This is a genomic window from Bradyrhizobium sp. SZCCT0153, assembly GCF_018129995.1.
In the GTDB taxonomy this organism is placed as follows: Bacteria; Pseudomonadota; Alphaproteobacteria; order Rhizobiales; family Xanthobacteraceae; genus Bradyrhizobium; species Bradyrhizobium japonicum_G.
In genome coordinates, this window is the sequence record NZ_JAFCKS010000007.1 from 286,951 (window position 1) to 304,458 (window position 17,508).

The 17,508-nt window shown below is 66.0% G+C and carries 13 protein-coding genes; all 13 read left to right on the plus strand.

All coding sequences use genetic code 11. The features are described from left to right. Positions 1-317: 317 nt before the first annotated feature. The gene (locus JQ572_RS28075) at positions 318-1,040 is read left to right on the plus strand and encodes an outer membrane protein (protein WP_211386068.1); all 723 of its coding nucleotides are present in this window, start codon (positions 318-320) and stop codon (positions 1,038-1,040) included. Between the two features lie 475 nt (positions 1,041-1,515). Continuing rightward, entirely contained in the window at positions 1,516-5,019 is a 3,504-nt protein-coding gene (dnaE, locus tag JQ572_RS28080; RefSeq protein WP_211386069.1) for a DNA polymerase III subunit alpha, read from the plus strand. 256 nt (positions 5,020-5,275) lie between these two features. Continuing rightward, a complete protein-coding gene (locus JQ572_RS28085) occupies positions 5,276-6,016 on the plus strand; it encodes a carbonic anhydrase (RefSeq protein WP_211386070.1) in 741 nt (246 codons plus the stop codon). 277 nt (positions 6,017-6,293) lie between these two features. Further along, positions 6,294-8,777 carry a caspase family protein gene (locus JQ572_RS28090; RefSeq protein ID WP_211386071.1) on the plus strand — a complete coding sequence of 828 codons (2,484 nt, stop codon included), beginning with the start codon at positions 6,294-6,296 and terminating at the stop codon, positions 8,775-8,777. Between the two features lie 310 nt (positions 8,778-9,087). Next, positions 9,088-10,077: a 30S ribosomal protein S2 gene (locus JQ572_RS28095; RefSeq protein ID WP_007603625.1), complete on the plus strand. Its 990-nt coding sequence runs from the start codon at positions 9,088-9,090 to the stop codon at positions 10,075-10,077. A gap of 131 nt (positions 10,078-10,208) precedes the next feature. Then, positions 10,209-11,132, plus strand: a complete 924-nt coding sequence (tsf, locus tag JQ572_RS28100) for a translation elongation factor Ts (protein ID WP_211386072.1) — start codon at positions 10,209-10,211, stop codon at positions 11,130-11,132. A gap of 60 nt (positions 11,133-11,192) precedes the next feature. Continuing rightward, complete coding sequence (gene pyrH / locus JQ572_RS28105) at positions 11,193-11,909, plus strand: UMP kinase (protein WP_211386073.1); 717 nt, start codon at positions 11,193-11,195, stop codon at positions 11,907-11,909. 66 nt (positions 11,910-11,975) lie between these two features. Continuing rightward, on the plus strand, positions 11,976-12,539 hold the full coding sequence (gene frr / locus JQ572_RS28110) for a ribosome recycling factor (protein WP_211386074.1): 564 nt from the start codon (positions 11,976-11,978) through the stop codon (positions 12,537-12,539). A 9-nt stretch (positions 12,540-12,548) separates the two neighbouring features. Beyond that, on the plus strand, positions 12,549-13,307 hold the full coding sequence (locus tag JQ572_RS28115) for an isoprenyl transferase (RefSeq protein WP_211386075.1): 759 nt from the start codon (positions 12,549-12,551) through the stop codon (positions 13,305-13,307). Further along, a complete protein-coding gene (locus tag JQ572_RS28120; RefSeq protein ID WP_211386076.1) occupies positions 13,304-14,146 on the plus strand; it encodes a phosphatidate cytidylyltransferase in 843 nt (280 codons plus the stop codon). The genes JQ572_RS28115 and JQ572_RS28120 overlap by 4 nt, the downstream gene beginning before the upstream one ends. 4 nt (positions 14,147-14,150) lie before the next feature. Beyond that, positions 14,151-15,374 (plus strand): 1-deoxy-D-xylulose-5-phosphate reductoisomerase, encoded by a 1,224-nt coding sequence (dxr, locus tag JQ572_RS28125; protein ID WP_211386077.1) that lies wholly within the window; start codon positions 14,151-14,153, stop codon positions 15,372-15,374. A 44-nt stretch (positions 15,375-15,418) separates the two neighbouring features. Then, the gene (gene rseP, locus JQ572_RS28130; protein ID WP_211386078.1) at positions 15,419-16,570 is read left to right on the plus strand and encodes an RIP metalloprotease RseP; all 1,152 of its coding nucleotides are present in this window, start codon (positions 15,419-15,421) and stop codon (positions 16,568-16,570) included. Between the two features lie 188 nt (positions 16,571-16,758). Next, a partial coding sequence (locus JQ572_RS28135) for a POTRA domain-containing protein (RefSeq protein WP_283814096.1) occupies positions 16,759-17,508 on the plus strand: 750 nt, incomplete at its 3' end.

A 17,508-nucleotide genomic window follows, 5' to 3' on the forward strand; every position in this document is an offset into this window, starting at 1 on the left:
AAGTGCTTGCGCTCAGCGCGAGCGCAAATGTGGCGACAATGGGGAGCGCGATTCGTCACGCATCTCATTCGTCAATCACGCAATCGTGCGTGCGTCGGTGCCTTGCGCGCAGATGCAATATACGCCGTGCAATGAACAATGGAACTCATGAAAACACTTGTTTCAAAGGGTTTCCTGCGCGCGCTGATAAACATCCGTTAACCGAGCAGGGGCCTTTGGCTCGAACTGTTGCGTCGAGGTTACAGCAATTCCGTCGAGCGCTGTTATGACGACGCCACGGCCCGGGGGCCTAACGACGAAACTGGAACGGGATTCAAATGAAAAAGAATTTGTTGCTTGCCGCTGTAAGCCTTGTCGCGCTCGGCGCGGCTGCGCCGGCGCTGGCTGCTGATCTCGCGGCGCGGCCTTACACCAAGGCGCCTGCGATGGTCGCCACCATCTACGACTGGAGCGGCTTCTACATCGGTATCAACGGCGGCGGCGGTTCGTCGCACGCGACCTGGGATCTGGTCGGGTTCGGCCGCGACGGTTCGCACGATGCGACCGGCGGCACGGTCGGTGGTCAGGTCGGCTATCGCTGGCAGTCCGGACAGTTCGTGTTCGGCTTGGAAGGCCAGGGCAACTGGGCTGACTTCTCCGGCAGCCACGTCGGCGCGATCTCCGGCTTCACCAACAACACCAAGATCGATGCGTTCGGTCTGGTCACCGGTCAGGTCGGTTATGCCTGGAACAACGTGCTGCTCTACGTCAAGGGCGGTGCGGCTGTGGTCAGCACCAAGTACGACGCTTCTCTCGCCGGGGTGTCGCTTGCATCGGCCAACGACACCCGTTGGGGCGGCACGGTTGGCGCAGGCCTCGAGTACGGCTTCGCGCCGAACTGGTCGGTTGGCGCCGAATACAACCACATCTTCCTGGGTGGCAAGGATCAGACCCTGACCGGCGGCTTCGGTGCTCTGGCGATCCATACCGCGCAGGACGTCGACATGGGCCTCGTCCGCCTGAACTACAAGTTCGGCGGCCCGATCATCGGCCGTTACTGATACAGATCGCTCATTTCGAGCGGTTGCGGAAAGCCCCGGCCTCGTGCCGGGGCTTTTTTGTTGCGTAAATTCAGCGAGTTAACCATCGCATTTTGAAGTGGTCGAGCGCGCTTGACTTCCGAGAACGAAATGAGAACAATGTTCTTCATACGTTCCAGCGAGGGAGTAGGCCATGTTCAGGATTTTCGTGGAAGAAGCCGCCGCACTGGCGTCGATTGCACTGTTCGTCGGGATGATCGCGATCTGGGCCCAGGTGATTCCGCAGCTCTAGGTGCGGGCCTGGTTGGGGAAAAGCAGGACGACGCGGCCGATCCGCCGCTCCGGCGTGGACTCTGGTCGCGCGACACCCCACCATTGTGAAGCGAGTCGGCCGGGCGGGTGCAGGATGTTCCCATGATCCTCTTGTGATCATCCTCTTGTGATCCCCCGGGGCCGGCGACCGCTCCATCCACCTGCAAGAGGCCGTCACGCGACCATGCCGAGCGCCGGATTTGTTCACCTTCACGTTCACTCGGCCTATTCGCTGCTGAAGGGCTCGATCAAGATCGCCAAGCTCGCCGAGCTTGCCAAGAAGGACCATCAGCCCGCGCTGGCGCTGACCGACACCGACAACATGTTCGGAGCGCTGGAGTTCTCCGACAAGATGGCGGGCTCCGGCATCCAGCCGATCGTCGGCTGCGAGCTGGCGATCGATTTCGCCGACCAGGATCCCAATGCGCGCAACGCGCTGCTGCCGTCGCGCATCGTGCTGCTGGCCGCACAGGAGCGCGGCTATCGCAGCCTGATGCGGCTCAACTCACGGGCGTTCCTGGAGACGCCCGACACCCATGACCCCCATATCAAGTTCGACTGGCTCGAGGGCGAGACCGAAGGCCTGATCGCGCTGACGGGCGGACCGGACGGGCCGGTCTCGCTGGCGCTTGCCGGCGGTTATGCCGAGCTTGCGGCCACGCGCTGCGAGCGCCTGGCCGGCCTGTTCGGCGACCGCCTCTACGTCGAATTGCAGCGCCACGGCCTCGACAAGGAGCGGCGCGTCGAGAGCGGGCTGATCGACATCGCCTACGCCAAGGGCCTGCCGCTGGTTGCGACCAACGAGCCTTATTTCGCCGCGACCGACGATTACGAGGCGCATGATGCGCTGCTCTGCATCGCCGGCGGGCGGCTGATCGCCGAGACCGATCGCGTTCAGCTCACGCCCGATCACCGCTTCAAGACCCGTGCGGAAATGGCGGTGCTGTTCGCCGACATTCCGGAGGCGCTGGCCTCCACGGTCGAGATCGCCGAGCGCTGCTCGTTCCGTCCGATGACGCGCAAGCCGATCCTGCCGTTCTTCACGGTCGGCGCCGCCGCAAGCTCCGATGCTGCCGCGGTCGAGGCGGCCGAATTGAAGCGCCAGGCGGAGGAGGGGCTCGCCAACCGCCTGCGCGTCCACGGCCTGTCGCAAGGCACGACGGACGAGGACTACAACAAGCGCCTGGCGTTCGAGCTCGACGTCATCATGCGCATGAAATACGCGGGCTACTTCCTGATCGTGTCCGACTTCATCAAATGGGCGAAGGGGCAGGGCATTCCGGTCGGGCCGGGCCGCGGCTCGGGCGCAGGCTCCCTGGTGGCATGGGCGCTCACCATCACCGACCTCGACCCGATCAAGTTCGGCCTGCTGTTCGAGCGCTTCCTCAATCCGGAACGCGTCTCGATGCCGGACTTCGACATCGATTTCTGCCAGGACCGCCGCGGCGAGGTGATCCAGTACGTGCAGCAGCGCTACGGACGCGACCAGGTCGCGCAGATCATCACCTTCGGTACGCTGCAGGCACGCGGCGTGCTGCGCGACGTCGGCCGCGTGCTGCAGATGCCCTACGGCCAGGTCGACAAGCTCACGAAACTGGTGCCGCAGAATCCGGCAGCGCCCGTGACGCTGGCCGCGGCGATCGAGAGCGAGCCGAAGCTGCAGGCGTTCCGTGACGAAGACCCGGTGGTGGCGCGTGCCTTCGACATCGCCCAACGCCTCGAAGGCCTGACGCGCCATGCCTCGACCCACGCGGCCGGCATCGTGATCGGCGATCGCCCGTTGAGCGAGCTCGTGCCGATGTACCGCGATCCGAAGTCGGACATGCCGGTGACCCAGTTCAACATGAAATGGGTCGAGCCGGCGGGCCTCGTCAAGTTCGACTTCCTCGGCCTGAAGACGCTGACCGTGCTCGACGTCGCCTGCAAGCTGCTCAAGCCCCGCAACATCGACATCGATCTGGCCACGCTGCCGATCGACGATGCCGAAAGCTACCAGATGCTGGCGCGCGGCGAGGTGGTCGGCGTGTTCCAGGTGGAAAGCCAGGGCATGCGGCGCGCGCTGGTCGACATGCGGCCCGACCGCTTCGAGGACATCATCGCGCTGGTCGCGCTCTATCGCCCGGGCCCGATGGCGAACATCCCGACCTATTGCGCGCGCAAGCACGGCGACGAGGAGCCGGAATATCTCCATCCCGTGCTGGAGCCGATCCTGAAGGAGACGTTCGGCGTCATCATCTACCAGGAACAGGTGATGCAGATCGCGCAGGTGATGTCGGGCTATTCGCTAGGCGATGCCGACCTGCTGCGCCGCGCCATGGGCAAGAAGATCCGCGCCGAGATGGACAAGCAGCGCGACATCTTCGTCGCTGGCGCGGTGAAGAACGGCGTGCCGAAAGGGCAGGCCGAGACCATCTTCGAGCTGCTCGCCAAGTTCGCCGATTACGGCTTCAACAAGAGCCATGCGGCGGCCTACGCGCTGGTATCCTACCACACCGCCTACATGAAGGCGCATTATCCGGTGGAGTTCATCGCCGCGTCGATGACGCTCGATCTGAACAACACGGACAAGCTCTCCGAATTCCGGTCCGAGGCGCAGCGCCTCGGGATCAAGGTCGAGCCGCCGAACATCAACCGGTCCGGTGCGACCTTCGAGGTCGGCGAGAAGACCATCTATTACGCGCTTGCCGCACTCAAGGGCGTCGGCATCCAGGCGATCGACCAGATCATCGCGGAGCGGACCCGGAACGGCCTGTTCACCTCGCTCGCCGACTTTGCCGCGCGGGTGTCGCCGCGCGCGATCAACAAGCGCATCATCGAAAGCCTCGCCGCCGCGGGCGCTTTCGACACGCTGGAGCCGAACCGGGCGCGGGTCTTTGCCGGCGCCGACTCGATCCTCGCCGCATGCCAGCGGGCGAATGAAGCTGCAACCATTGGCCAGAACGACATGTTCGGCAGCGCGGCCGATGCGCCGACCATCATGCTGCCGCAGGTCGAGCCCTGGCTGCCCGCCGAACGGCTTCGCCGCGAATATGATGCGATCGGCTTCTTCCTGTCCGGCCATCCGCTCGACGATTACGCCACCGTGCTGAAGCGGCTGCGCGTGCAGTCCTGGGCCGAGTTCTCGCGCGCGGTGAAGACCGGCGCCACCGCGGGCAAGGTCGCCGCCACCGTGGTGTCGCGGATGGAGCGGCGGACCAAGACCGGCAACAAGATGGGCATCATGGGACTTTCCGATCCCACGGGTCACTTCGAGGCGGTGCTGTTCTCCGAAGGTCTCGCGCAATATCGCGACGTGCTGGAGCCGGGCGCCGCCGTGCTGCTCCAGCTCGGTGCCGAGCTCCAGGGCGAGGACGTCCGCGCCCGCGTGCTGCATGCCGAGCCGCTGGACGACGCTGCCGCCAAGACGCAGAAGGGCCTGCGCATCTTCGTGCGCGACACCAAGCCGCTGGACTCGATCGCCAAGCGTCTGGCCGGCCCCGAGATGGCGGCTTCGAACGGAGCCGCGCCAAAGGTCGGCAGCCCGGGGATTGCCCCGCGCTCCAACGGCGACGGCGAGGTCTCGCTGGTGATGATGCTCGACCTCGAGACCGAGGTCGAGATGAAGCTGCCCGGCCGCTTCAAGGTCTCGCCGCAGATCGCCGGTGCGATCAAGGCGGTCGCGGGCGTGGTGGACGTGCAGCAGCTGTAGCAGCACGCACGAAATTGCAGCCGGTTGCAAGAACCAGAGGCCGATGGATTTCCCGCCTTTGGACGAACCGGCCGCAAGGACTACAATCGCCGAACTGCGGCTGGCGGAATAGGCGCACGCAAGACCGGTGAACGCGTCGTTCTGACGACACCCAAGAGTTGGGGCGCCGCCCGCACCGACGTTTGTGGTTTCGTCATGTCATAGCGGCTATGATCGCGGCGGTACCATCGTCCACCTCGCCGGGAGGAAGCGCGACATGTGCGACAAGTGCTCTCAATCTCTGCATGGAAATACCGGGCCGTCGCGGCGGTCCGCGATGCTGTTTGGCGCTGCCGCGTTCGGACTTGCCTTCGCCGGCAAAGCCTTCGCCAAGGAGACCAAGACGCCGCCAAAGCCGCAGAACGTGCTGTCTCCCGAGGCATCACTGAAGCGCCTGATGGAAGGCAATGGCCGCTACGTCATCGGCGTGTCGCGGCGGCACGATTTCAAGCACGAGCGCGAGGCGCTGGCCGGCGGGCAAAACCCGTTTGCCGCCGTGCTGAGCTGTGCCGATTCGCGGATCGCGCCCGAATATGCCTTCGACACCGGCCGCGGCGATCTGTTCGTCTGCCGCGTCGCCGGAAATTTCGCCGGCACCGAGACCATTGCCAGCATGGAATACGCGGTCGCGGTGCTGGGCGCGCCGCTGATTCTGGTCCTCGGCCATGACAGTTGCGGCGCGGTCGATGCGACGCTCAAGGCGATCAAGGACAACAAGCCGCCGCCGGGACACATCCCTTCGCTGGTCGATGCGATCGCGCCGGCCGCCAAGGCCGCGATGCAGCAAAGCGGGAACGTCCTCGACGCGGCGATCCGGCAGAACGTGATCGACAACGTCGCCAAGCTGAAGTCGGCCGCGCCGATCCTCAATGCGGCTGTCGAGCAGGGCAAGCTGAAGGTCGTCGGCGGCATCTACCGGCTTGCGACGGGAACGGTCGATCTGATCGCGCAGGGCTGACGAGCCGTCGCCGCGCTGTTCGTCGGCGCGACGCTTACGCAAGCCTGACCCAGGAGCCTTTGCGCAGGAGCCTTGCGCAGGAGTCTTGCGCAAGGGTTTGGCGCAAGGGTTGGCGGAGGCGCCGGGCGCCATGCCGCCGCCTCAATCCAAGCCTTTCGTTATCAAGCCTTTCGTTTTCAAAACTTTCATTATCAGAGCCTTTCGTTCAAGTGCCGTTCAGCCGGCCGCGCGCTTGATGCGTGGTGGCACCTCAACAACAAAGGCGGGCAAGCAAGCCATGCGTGGGACGCTCAGAGTCTTCATCTGCCTTTTCCTGCCGATCGTGGTCCTTGCCGGGGCAGCGCGGGATCCGGCGCGCGCGCAGCAGCAGGAAAAGCGCATCGCGCTCGTGGTCGGCAATGGCGCCTATGCCAAGTCGCCGCTGGCGACGACCGCGAACGATGCCGGCCTGATCGCGCAGACGCTGCAAGCGGCGGGCTTCGACGTCGTCGGCGCCCGCGATCTCGACGGCGACACGCTGCGAAAGAGTTTTCGCGACTTCATCCAGAAGGCGCAGGCCTCGGGCCCCGGCACCGTCGCGATGGTCTATCTGGCCGGTTACGGCGTGCAGCTTGCTGGCGAGAACTATTTCATCCCGGTCGATTCCAACATCACCCGCGACACCGACATTCCGACCGAGGCCTTGCGCATCGGCGACTACGCGCGCCAGCTCGCGGCGGTTCCGCTCAAGGCGAACATCGTCGTGCTCGACGCAGCGCGTGCGCAGCCCTTCATCGAGGGCGGCCAGCAGATCGCGAGCGGGCTTGCGCTGGTCGAACCGGATCCGAACATGCTGATCGCCTTCAATGCCGCGCCCGGCACCGTGGCGCCAGAGGAGCCGGGGCCCTACGGCATCTATGCGCAGTCGCTGGCCGAGATGATCCGCACCGGCGGCCTGCCGCTGCCTGAGGTGTTCGATCGCGTCCGCCTGCGCGTCAACGAGGCCTCCAAGGGCGCGCAGGTGCCCTGGAACGAGCAGAAAATCAGCGCGCAATTCTCATTCTTCGATCGCGGGCCCGACGCGCCGCCGCCGGAGGCCTCGGCCGACCAGGTCGCTGCGATCCGCAACAAGCCGATCCGGGATCTCGGTGTGCAGGACGCCTACGCCGCCGCGCTCACGCGTGACACGCTGCCGGCCTATGAGGAATTTCTCGCGGCCTATCCGAATGATCCGATGTCCAGGCGCGTGATGGCGATCGTTGCGGCGCGCCGCGAGGCGATCACCTGGCGGCGGACCTATCGCACCGACACGCCGGAAGCCTATTGGTCGTATCTGCGCCGCTATCCGCGCGGCCCGCATGCAGGCGATGCGCGCCGGCGCCTCGCGATCCTCACCGCGCCGCTCGAGCCGCCGCCGGCCTTCGCGATGATCGACTACGACGTGCCGCCCCCGCCGCCGGAGGAGGTCGTCTATGTCGACCGTCCCGTGCTGTATTTCAGCGATCCCGATTTTGGCTTCGCGCCGCCACCACCGCCGCCGGTCTACTATCTGCCGCCGCCGCCGCCGGATTTCGTCGTGCTGGAGCCGCCGCTGCCTGTGATCGGCCTGTTCGTGCTGCCGCAGCCGATGTTCGTGCCGATCCCGGTGTTCGTCAGGCCGCCGGTCTATGTCGCGCCGCCGCCGAACAACATCATTTATGCCAACATCCACAACACCACGGTCATCAACACCGTGATCAACCGGCCGCCGGCACCTGCCGCGGGCGTGGGGGCAGGGGCAGGTCCGGCCAATCTCGCGCCTGCAGTTGCCGGCCGCGCCAATCCGGCCGGTGCAGCCTTGCCGCAGGCGGTCACGCAGCGCGCCGCCCTGATTCAGCAGGGCAAGGCGCCGATGCCGCCGAGCGCGACGATGCAGCCGGCAGCGAGGCCAGGGACGCCTCCGGCGACGCCGGCCAATGTCGCGCCGATTGCAGCGCCATCCGCTGTGCCACCGGCCAGGCTGCCACAGGCCAACACGCTGCCGGTCCCCGGGGCCCAGGGTGGTCCGCCCGTGCCGCCAGCGGGGGCAGGGCCTTTGCCGGGCGGCAGACCCGTGCCACCGACGGCGACTGCGCCCGGCGTGACGCCGCCGACGCGTCCGGGGGCGCCGACGACTGCCGCTCCCGGTGCGCCGCTGCCGGCTCGTCCCGTTGCGCCCACCGCCGCCGCGCCGGCGACGGCCGCGCCCACCACGGCAAACCCGGCCGGCGTGCCCGGCCAACCTCCGAAGCCGCCGGTGGCCCAGACGGCACCCGGAACCGGGCCGGGGGATCGTGGCAAGTCCGCAACCCATGCGCCGGCTGGCTCGCCTGCCGGCACGCCTCCCGGCGCGGCCGGACGACCGGTCGCGCCGCCGCCCTCGGCCGCGCGGGAGCCGGTCAGGCCACAGAATCGGCCGTCGACCGCTCCGGCACAGGCTGCCAGGCCCTCGGCACCACCGCGCCCTCAGGCCGTGGCGAGACCAACGCCTCCGCCGCCCGCGGCGCGTCCAGCCCCGCCGCCTCCGCCGCGCATCGCATCGCCGCCGGCCCGGGTGGCTCCGCCCGTGGCGGCCGCTCGGCCGGCGCCGCCGCCCATGGCGCGCCCCGCGCCACCACCGCCGGTGGCCCGGCCTGCGCCACCGCCGCCACCCCGGGTGACCGTCGCGCCGCCGCCACCGCCGCGCCCGGCAGCACCGCCGCCGCGTCCCGCAGCCCCGCCGCCGGCGGCCAAGAAGTGCCCGCCGAACCAGCCCAAGTGCTGAAGGGCGACGGGATCGGGACCGGCGCGACCGCGTTTTAGGCTGTTGTTTGAGCATGATCTTTCCGGAAAACCGCTTGGCGCTTTTCCGGATCATGCGTTAGGGCGCAGCGTGTCCTTGACGGAAGGGGCCATCGGGGGACGAAAACCGCCCTCGAAAGGCCCTTATTTCCTTGCTTCTGGCCCAAATCGCGCTATACAGCGCGCCATCTCACACGGAAGCATGGCTCATAAGGCCGTCCGGTGGCAGCCGGGGCGACAACGCTCCGTTTTGCTCACACGCTTCCGGAGGAACCAACCGGAGAATTAGAACGATGGCACTGCCCGATTTCACTATGCGCCAGCTCCTCGAAGCCGGCGTGCACTTTGGTCACCAGTCTCACCGCTGGAATCCGAAAATGGCACCTTTCATTTTCGGCGCCCGCAACAACATCCACATCGTCGATCTCGCGCAGACCGTGCCGTTGCTGCATAACGCCTTGCAGGCGGTCAGCGACACCGTCGCCAAGGGCGGCCGCATCCTGTTCGTCGGCACCAAGCGCCAGGCGCAGGACGGCGTCGCCGACGCGGCCAAGCGCTGCGCGCAGTACTTCGTCAATTCGCGCTGGCTCGGCGGCACGCTGACCAACTGGAAGACGATCTCGGGCTCGATCAAGCGCCTGCGTCATCTCGACGACGTGCTCGCCGGCGGCGATGCCTCCTCCTACACCAAGAAGGAGCGCCTGACGCTTCAGCGCGAGCGCGACAAGCTCGACCGCTCGCTCGGCGGCATCAAGGACATGGGCGGTCTGCCCGACCTGATCTTCGTGATCGACACCAACAAGGAAGACATCGCGATCCAGGAAGCCCAGCGGCTCAACATCCCGGTCGCAGCGATCGTCGACACCAATTCGGACCCGAAGGGCATCACCTATGTGGTGCCGGGCAATGACGACGCCGGCCGCGCGATCGCGCTCTACTGCGATCTGATCGCGCGCGCAGCGATCGATGGCATTTCGCGCGCCCAGGGCGATTCCGGCATCGACGTCGGCGCTTCGGTTCGACCGGTCGCAGAAGAGCTGCCGGCCACCAGCGGCTTCCAGGGCCTTGCCGGTCCGCGCGGCACTTCCGACGATCTCAAGAAGCTCCCGGGCGTGTCGGGTGCGATCGAGAAGAAGTTCAACGACCTCGGCATCTTCCACTTCTGGCAGCTCGCCGAACTCGATCACGACACCGCGCACAAGATCGGCGAAGAAGTCGGTCTGCCGAGCCGGGCGGATGCCTGGGTGGCCAAGGCCAAGGCGCTGACCGCGGAAGCGGAATAGTCGAAAAGAGCGACGGGTTGGCCGGATGAGATCCGGCCGCCATTTCAGTTGACGCGAATTCCTGAGATGGACCGCGGCGAGGCGATCGGGCCGCGCCGCGGCGAACCGGCAGGCAAAAAGGATATTCAACGATGGCAACGATCACAGCTGCGATGGTCAAGGACCTGCGCGAGTCGACCGGCGCGGGCATGATGGATTGCAAGGCCGCGCTGACCGAGAACGACGGCAACATGGAAGCCGCGCAGGACTGGCTGCGCAAGAAGGGCCTGTCGAAGGCCGCCAAGAAGTCGGGCCGCGTCGCCGCCGAAGGCCTGATCGGCGCGCTCACCAAGGGCAACAAGGGCGTCGTGGTCGAGGTCAACTCCGAGACCGACTTCGTCGCGCGCAACGGCCAGTTCCAGGGCCTCGTCAAGATGATCGCCCAGGTCGCGTTCGACGTCGGCGCCGATGTCGAGAAGATCAAGGCGGCCAAGGTCGGCGACGTCACGATCGAGACCGCGATCAATGACGCGATCGCCACCATCGGCGAGAACATGACGCTGCGCCGCGCCGCTTTGCTCGAAGTGAGCCAGGGCGTGGTGTCGCACTACGTCCATGGTGCCGTCATCGACGGCGCCGGCAAGATGGGCGTGATCGTTGCGCTGGAATCGCCCGGCAAGGCCGACGAGCTCGCAGCGCTCGGCCGCCAGATCGCGATGCATATCGCGGCCACCAATCCGCTTGCGCTCGATCCGTCCGGCCTCGATCAGGCGGTCGTCAAGCGCGAGAAGGACGTGCTCGCCGACAAATATCGCCAGCAGGGCAAGCCCGAGAACGTGATCGAGAAGATCGTCGAGTCGGGCCTCAAGACCTACTACAAGGAAGTCTGCCTGCTCGAGCAAGCCTTCATCCACGACACCGGCAAGTCGGTGGCGCAGGCGGTGAAGGAAGCCGAAGGCAAGGTCGGCGGCACCGTGAAGATCGCGGGCTTTGTGCGCTATGCTCTCGGCGAGGGAATCGAGAAGCAGGAAAGCGACTTCGCAGCCGAGGTCGCGGCGGCCAGCGGCAAGAAGTAAGCGCCGGAACGTTCCTTCCGGCGTGCTGCCGGAAGCGGCGCCCGGACAAGGAAAGTGCTCATGACTGATCCGGTCTATCGTCGCGTCGTGATCAAGCTGTCCGGCGAATATCTCGCAGGACCGCAGGGTTTTGGCATCGACCAGCCGACAGTCGACCGGGTCGCGGACGATCTGATCGCCGCCCGCCAGCTGGGCACCGAAGTTGCGGTGGTGATCGGCGGCGGCAATATCGTGCGCGGCGTCGAGGTGTCTTCGCGTGGCGTCTCCCGGACGACCGGCGACACCATGGGCATGCTCGCCACCATGATGAACTGCCTGGCGCTGGAGGCGACGATCGAGCGCAAGGGCACGCCGGCGCGCACGCTGTCGGCCTTCGTCATGCCTGAGATTTCCGAGCTGTTCACCCGCACCGCGGCGCACAAATATCTCGCCGAAGGCCGGATCGTGCTGCTCGGCGGCGGAACCGGCAATCCGTTCTTCACCACCGACACGACCGCGGTGCTGCGCGCCGCCGAGATCGGCGCCGAGGCGGTGCTGAAGGCGACCAATGTCGATGGCGTCTACTCGGCCGACCCGAAGAAGGATCCGACGGCGACGCGGTTCGACCGTCTGACGCATTCACAGGCGATCGAGGGCGGCTACAAGGTGATGGACGCGACCGCCTTCGCGCTTGCCCGCGAGACGTCGCTGCCTATCATCGTGTTCTCGATCGCGGAGCCGGGCTCGATCGGCGCGGTATTGCGTGGCGGCGGCCACGGAACCATCGTCGCCGGCTGACGGCTCATCTGGCGCGCCCCAAGGGAGGGCGCGGAGCGGTTGCCGGGATTTTGAAGGAGAAGCGTGATGGCCACGGGTACTTTCGACCTCAACGAAGTGAAGCGCCGCATGCAGGGCGCCATCCAGTCGCTCAAGCACGAGCTCGGCGGCCTGCGCACCGGCCGCGCCGCCGCCTCGATGCTCGATCCGGTGCAGGTCGAGGCCTATGGCAGCCACATGCCGCTGAACCAGCTCGCCACCGTCAGCGTGCCGGAACCGCGGCTGATCTCGGTGCAGGTCTGGGACAAGTCGATGGTCAAGGCGGTGGAGAAGGCGATCGTCGATTCCAATCTTGGCCTGTCGCCCGCGACCGAAGGCCAGGTGCTGCGCCTGCGCATCCCCGAGCTCAACGAGGAACGGCGCAAGGAGCTGGTGAAGGTCGCACACAAATACGCCGAGGCCGCCAAGGTCGCCGCGCGCCACGTCCGCCGCGACGGTCTCGACGTTCTCAAGAAGCTCGAGAAGAATCACGAGATGTCCGAGGACGACCAGAAGCGCCACGCCGACGAGGTGCAGAAGGCGACCGACGGCACGATCTCCGAGATCGACCAGTTGCTGGCCGCCAAGGAAAAAGAAATCCTCACCGTCTAAGGCCGCCTCATGTCCAACGCCGCCGCGCCCGCAACGGAGGGACCCGATCGGTCCGAGGCGCCTGCGCATGTCGCCATCATCATGGATGGCAACGGGCGTTGGGCGGCTGCGCGCGGCCTGCCGCGAGCCGAAGGTCATCGCCGCGGCGTCGAGGCCTTGCGCCGCGTAGTTCGCGCCTCGCACGAGCTCGGCATCCGCTATCTCACCATCTTCTCCTTCAGCTCCGAGAACTGGTCGCGCCCGGCGAGTGAGATCGGCGATCTCTTCGGTCTGCTCCGCCGCTTCATCCGCAACGATCTTGCGAGCCTGCATCGCGACGGCGTCAAGGTCCGCATCATCGGCGAACGTGAAGGGCTCGAGGGCGATATCTGCGCGCTCCTCAACGAGGCCGAGGAGCTGACGCGCGACAACACGCGCCTCACGCTCGTCGTCGCCTTCAACTACGGCTCGCGGCAGGAGATCGCGAAAGCGGCGCAGAAGCTCGCGCGGGAAGTCGCGGACGGCAAGCGCGATCCTGACACGATCGACGCCGAGACGCTCGGCGCACATCTCGACGCGCCCGACATTCCCGATCCCGATCTCATCATCCGCACCAGCGGCGAGCAGCGCCTGTCCAATTTCCTGATGTGGCAGGCCGCCTATAGCGAACTCGTCTTCGTACCGATCCACTGGCCCGATTTCGACAAGGCGGCGCTGGAAGGCGCGATCGCCGAATTCGCCAGGCGCGAACGTCGTTTCGGCGGTCTCGTCGCGAAAACCGCCTCGTGAGCGAACCCGACGCCGCACCGGCCGGCGCGAAGCCTGCCCCGAGTAATCTCGTGATGCGGGTCCTCGCAGCACTGGTGCTGGCGCCGCTCACCATTGCGCTGGCCTATGCCGGCGGCTGGCTGTGGGCGCTGCTCGTCACTCTGGTGTCGATCGGGCTGTTCGCGGAATGGCTGATGGTTGTGGGCGCAGGCTCGGCCGCGCTGACGGGGGCAGGGACGATCGTGATCGCCATGATGGGGGCCTGCGTCGCCTTCGGCGCACTCAAGACCGCAATCATCACCGGATTTGTCGGCGGCGCGATCGTGACGCTGATCGCGCGCGGAAAGTTCATCTGGGCGGCGACCGGATTTGCCTACGCATCGGCGGCGCTGCTGGCCACGATTCTGGTGCGGAAGGATCTCGTCAACGGCTTCTCCGCACTGATGTTCGTGCTGCTGGTGGTGTGGGCGACCGATATCGGCGGCTATTTCGCCGGGCGCAGCATTGGCGGGCCGAAGCTATGGCCGCGCGTCAGTCCGAAGAAGACCTGGTCCGGAGCGTTCGGCGGCTTTGCCGGGAGCCTTGCGGTCGCAGCGGGGTTTGCCGCCTGCGGGATCGGGAAGGCGGTTCCACTGCTGCTCGTCAGCGCCGTCCTGTCGGTGGTATCGCAGGCCGGCGATCTGTTCGAATCCGCGGTGAAGCGGCGCTTCGATGTCAAGGATTCCAGTCACTTAATCCCCGGTCACGGCGGGTTACTGGACCGTCTGGACGGTTTTGTCGCCGCCATCCTGGTGGCATGGATTATCGGCTTCCTCCGCCATGGTGTGCATAGCGCCGGAAGCGGTCTTATGATTTGGTGAGGATATGAGCGCGGTCCCATTGCGTAACAACAAGGCTGCGGCGCCTGCCGTCCGCAGCGTCACGGTCCTCGGCGCCACCGGCTCGATCGGCGACAGCACGATGGATCTGCTGCGCGCCTCTCCCGAGCGCTACCGCGTCGAGGCGCTGACGGCGAACAGCAATGTCGAGGCGCTGGCAAAGCTCGCCAAGGAATTTTCCGCGCGCTTCGTCGCGATCGCCGACACCTCGAAGCTCGCCGAGCTCAAGGCCGCGCTCGCAGGCACCAGCACCGAATGCGGCGCCGGCGAAAGCGCGGTGATCGAGGCCGGCGCGCGTCCGGCCGATTGGGTGATGGCGGCCGTGAGCGGCGCTGCCGGACTGAAGCCGGCGCTGGCGGCGGTCGATCGCGGCGCGCATGTCGCGCTCGCCAACAAGGAATGCCTTGTCTGCGCGGGCGATTTCTTCATGCAGCGTGCGGCGAAAGCAGGCGCGTGCATTTTGCCGGCCGATTCCGAGCACAACGCGCTGTTCCAGGCGCTCGGCTCGGGCAATCGCGACGAGCTCGTCCGCGTCATCATCACGGCCTCGGGCGGCCCGTTCCGGACCTGGAAGCCCGCCGACATCGAGCAGGCCACGCTCGAGCAGGCCCTGAAGCATCCGAACTGGAGCATGGGCCAGAAGATTACGATCGATTCCGCCTCGATGATGAACAAGGGGCTGGAGGTGATCGAGGCCTCCTACCTGTTCGCGCTCTCGCCCGACGAGATCGACGTGCTGGTTCATCCGCAGTCGATCATCCACGGCATGGTCGAGTTTTCCGATCGCTCGGTCGTGGCCCAGCTCGGCGCACCCGACATGCGCACGCCGATCGCGCATTGTCTCGGCTGGCCCGACCGCATCAAGGGCCCGGCGGCCAAGCTGGATCTGGCCAAAATCGGTCAGCTCACCTTCGAGGCGCCGGATTTCGAGCGTTTCCCGGGCCTGCGCCTGGCCTTCGATTCGCTCCGGACCGGGAAGGGGGCGACCACCGTCTACAACGCCGCCAACGAGGTCGCGGTCGCCGCCTTCATCGCCGGCAAGATCCGGTTCGGCGCGATCGCCCGGCTGGTCGAGGCGACGCTAAACGACTGGGTTCGCGGCGGGAATCAGGCGCCGCTGGCCTCTGCCGACGATGCAATTTCTGTTGACCATGTTGCGCGAAATAGAGCTGCCGCCCTATTGCCTCAAATTGCCTTAAAGGCATCCTAGATGGTTCGGGGCCAGGGCCTTGCGGCGCTGGATGAGGGAATTCGATGATTGACTTTTTTGTCCATAGTTTCAATACGTTGAGCCATGGGCTCCTCGGCTACGCGGTTCCCTTCCTGTTTGTCCTGACCATCGTCGTGTTCTTTCATGAACTCGGCCATTTCCTGGTCGCGCGCTGGGCGGGCGTTCGCGTGTTAACTTTTTCGCTCGGTTTCGGACCTGAGCTGGTCGGTTTCAACGACCGCTATGGCACCCGCTGGAAGATTTCGGCGGTCCCGCTCGGCGGCTACGTCAAGTTTTTCGGGGACGAGAGCGAGGCCTCGACGCCGTCATCCGAGGCGCTCGCGGCCATGACGGCCGAGGAGCGCGCCGGCAGCTTCCATCACAAGAAGGTCGCCCCGCGTGCCGCCATCGTCGCCGCCGGACCGATCGCCAATTTCATCCTGGGCGCGCTGATCTTCGCCGGCATGGCCCTGTATTACGGCAAGCCGAGCACGATCGCGCGGGTGGACGGCGTCGTCGCCGACGGCGCAGCTGCCGCGGCCGGTTTCAAGATCGGGGACGTCGTCGTCCAGATCGACGGCAAGCCGATCGAGAGCTTCGCCGACATGCAGCGAATCGTTGCGATGAATGCCGGTTCGGCACTTGCTTTCCAGGTCAAGCGGGACGGCGCCATCGTATCGCTGACCGCGACGCCGGCGCTGCTCGAGCGCAAGGATCCGTTCGGCAACAGCCACCGTCTCGGCGTGCTCGGCGTCGAGCACAAGTCCCAGGCCGGTGAGGCCTCGACCGCGCCGGTCGGCGTCGGCGAAGCGCTCAGGATCGGGGTCGAGCAGGTCTGGTTCATCATCACCAGCACCTTCAAATTCCTGGGCTCGCTGTTTGTCGGAAACGGCAACCCCAACGAGGTCAGCGGCGTGCTCGGCATTGCGAAGATGTCGGGGCAGGCGGCCAGCGCCGGGTTCCAGTTCGTCATCAACCTCTGCGCGGTGCTGTCGGTGTCGATCGGCCTGCTGAACCTGTTCCCGATCCCGCTGCTCGATGGTGGCCACCTTATGTTCTATGCGGCGGAGGTTGTCCGCGGCCGTCCGCTGTCCGAGCGAACTCAGGAGGTGGGGTTCCGAATCGGGCTCGGTCTGGTGCTGATGCTGATGGTGTTTGCGACCTACAATGACATCCTTCGGATGGCGGCCTCCTGATAGGGGCTTTTTTGTGGCGTTACTCATTGCGTTGCTCTTGGGCAACGTCTTGGAATGAAATTGAAATTACGGCGCGCTCGACCGTTTGCGGCGTCGGGGAAATTGGCTACAAGCGGCCTGAACTTGGGGAATCTCCAGACCGGCTTTGGGGTTGGGTCTGGTACGGAATGATAAGGGCGCATCGCGCAATGAAGTTTGGACTGCGACTCCGGGGGGGCTTGCTCGCAACCCTGATCATGTTCGGCGCGCCGGTGGTTGTCCCGGTTGGGGCTGCTTTTGTGTCGTCGTCTGCGCTTGCGCAGACCGTGCAGTCGATTTCCGTCGAAGGAAATCGCCGTGTCGAGGTGGAGACGATCCGCTCCTATTTCAAGCCGGGTCCGGGCGGTCGTCTGGACCAGGGCGCCATCGACGACGGCCTCAAGGCATTGATCGAGACCGGCCTGTTCCAGGACGTGAGGATCAACCGCGGCTCCGGCGGCCAGATCATCGTCTCCGTGGTGGAGAACCCGGTGATCGGGCGCATTGCCTTCGAGGGCAACAAGAAGATCAAGGACGAGCAGCTCACCGCTGAAGTGCAGTCCAAGGCGCGCGGCACGTTCTCCCGCGCCATGGTGCAGTCCGACACGCTGCGAATCGCCGAAATCTATCGCCGCTCCGGCCGCTACGACGTTCACGTCACGCCTGAGATCATCGAGCAGCCGAACAACCGCGTCGACCTCATCTTCACGGTCCAGGAGGGCGCCAAGACCGGCGTCAAGTCGATCGAGTTCGTCGGCAACGTCGCGTTCTCGTCCTATCGCCTGCGCGACGTCATCAAGACGCGCGAAACGAACCTGCTGAGCTTCCTCGGCAGCGGCGACGTCTATGATCCCGACCGCGTCGAAGCCGACCGCGACCTGCTCCGCCGCTTCTATCTCAAGAACGGCTTTGCCGACGTC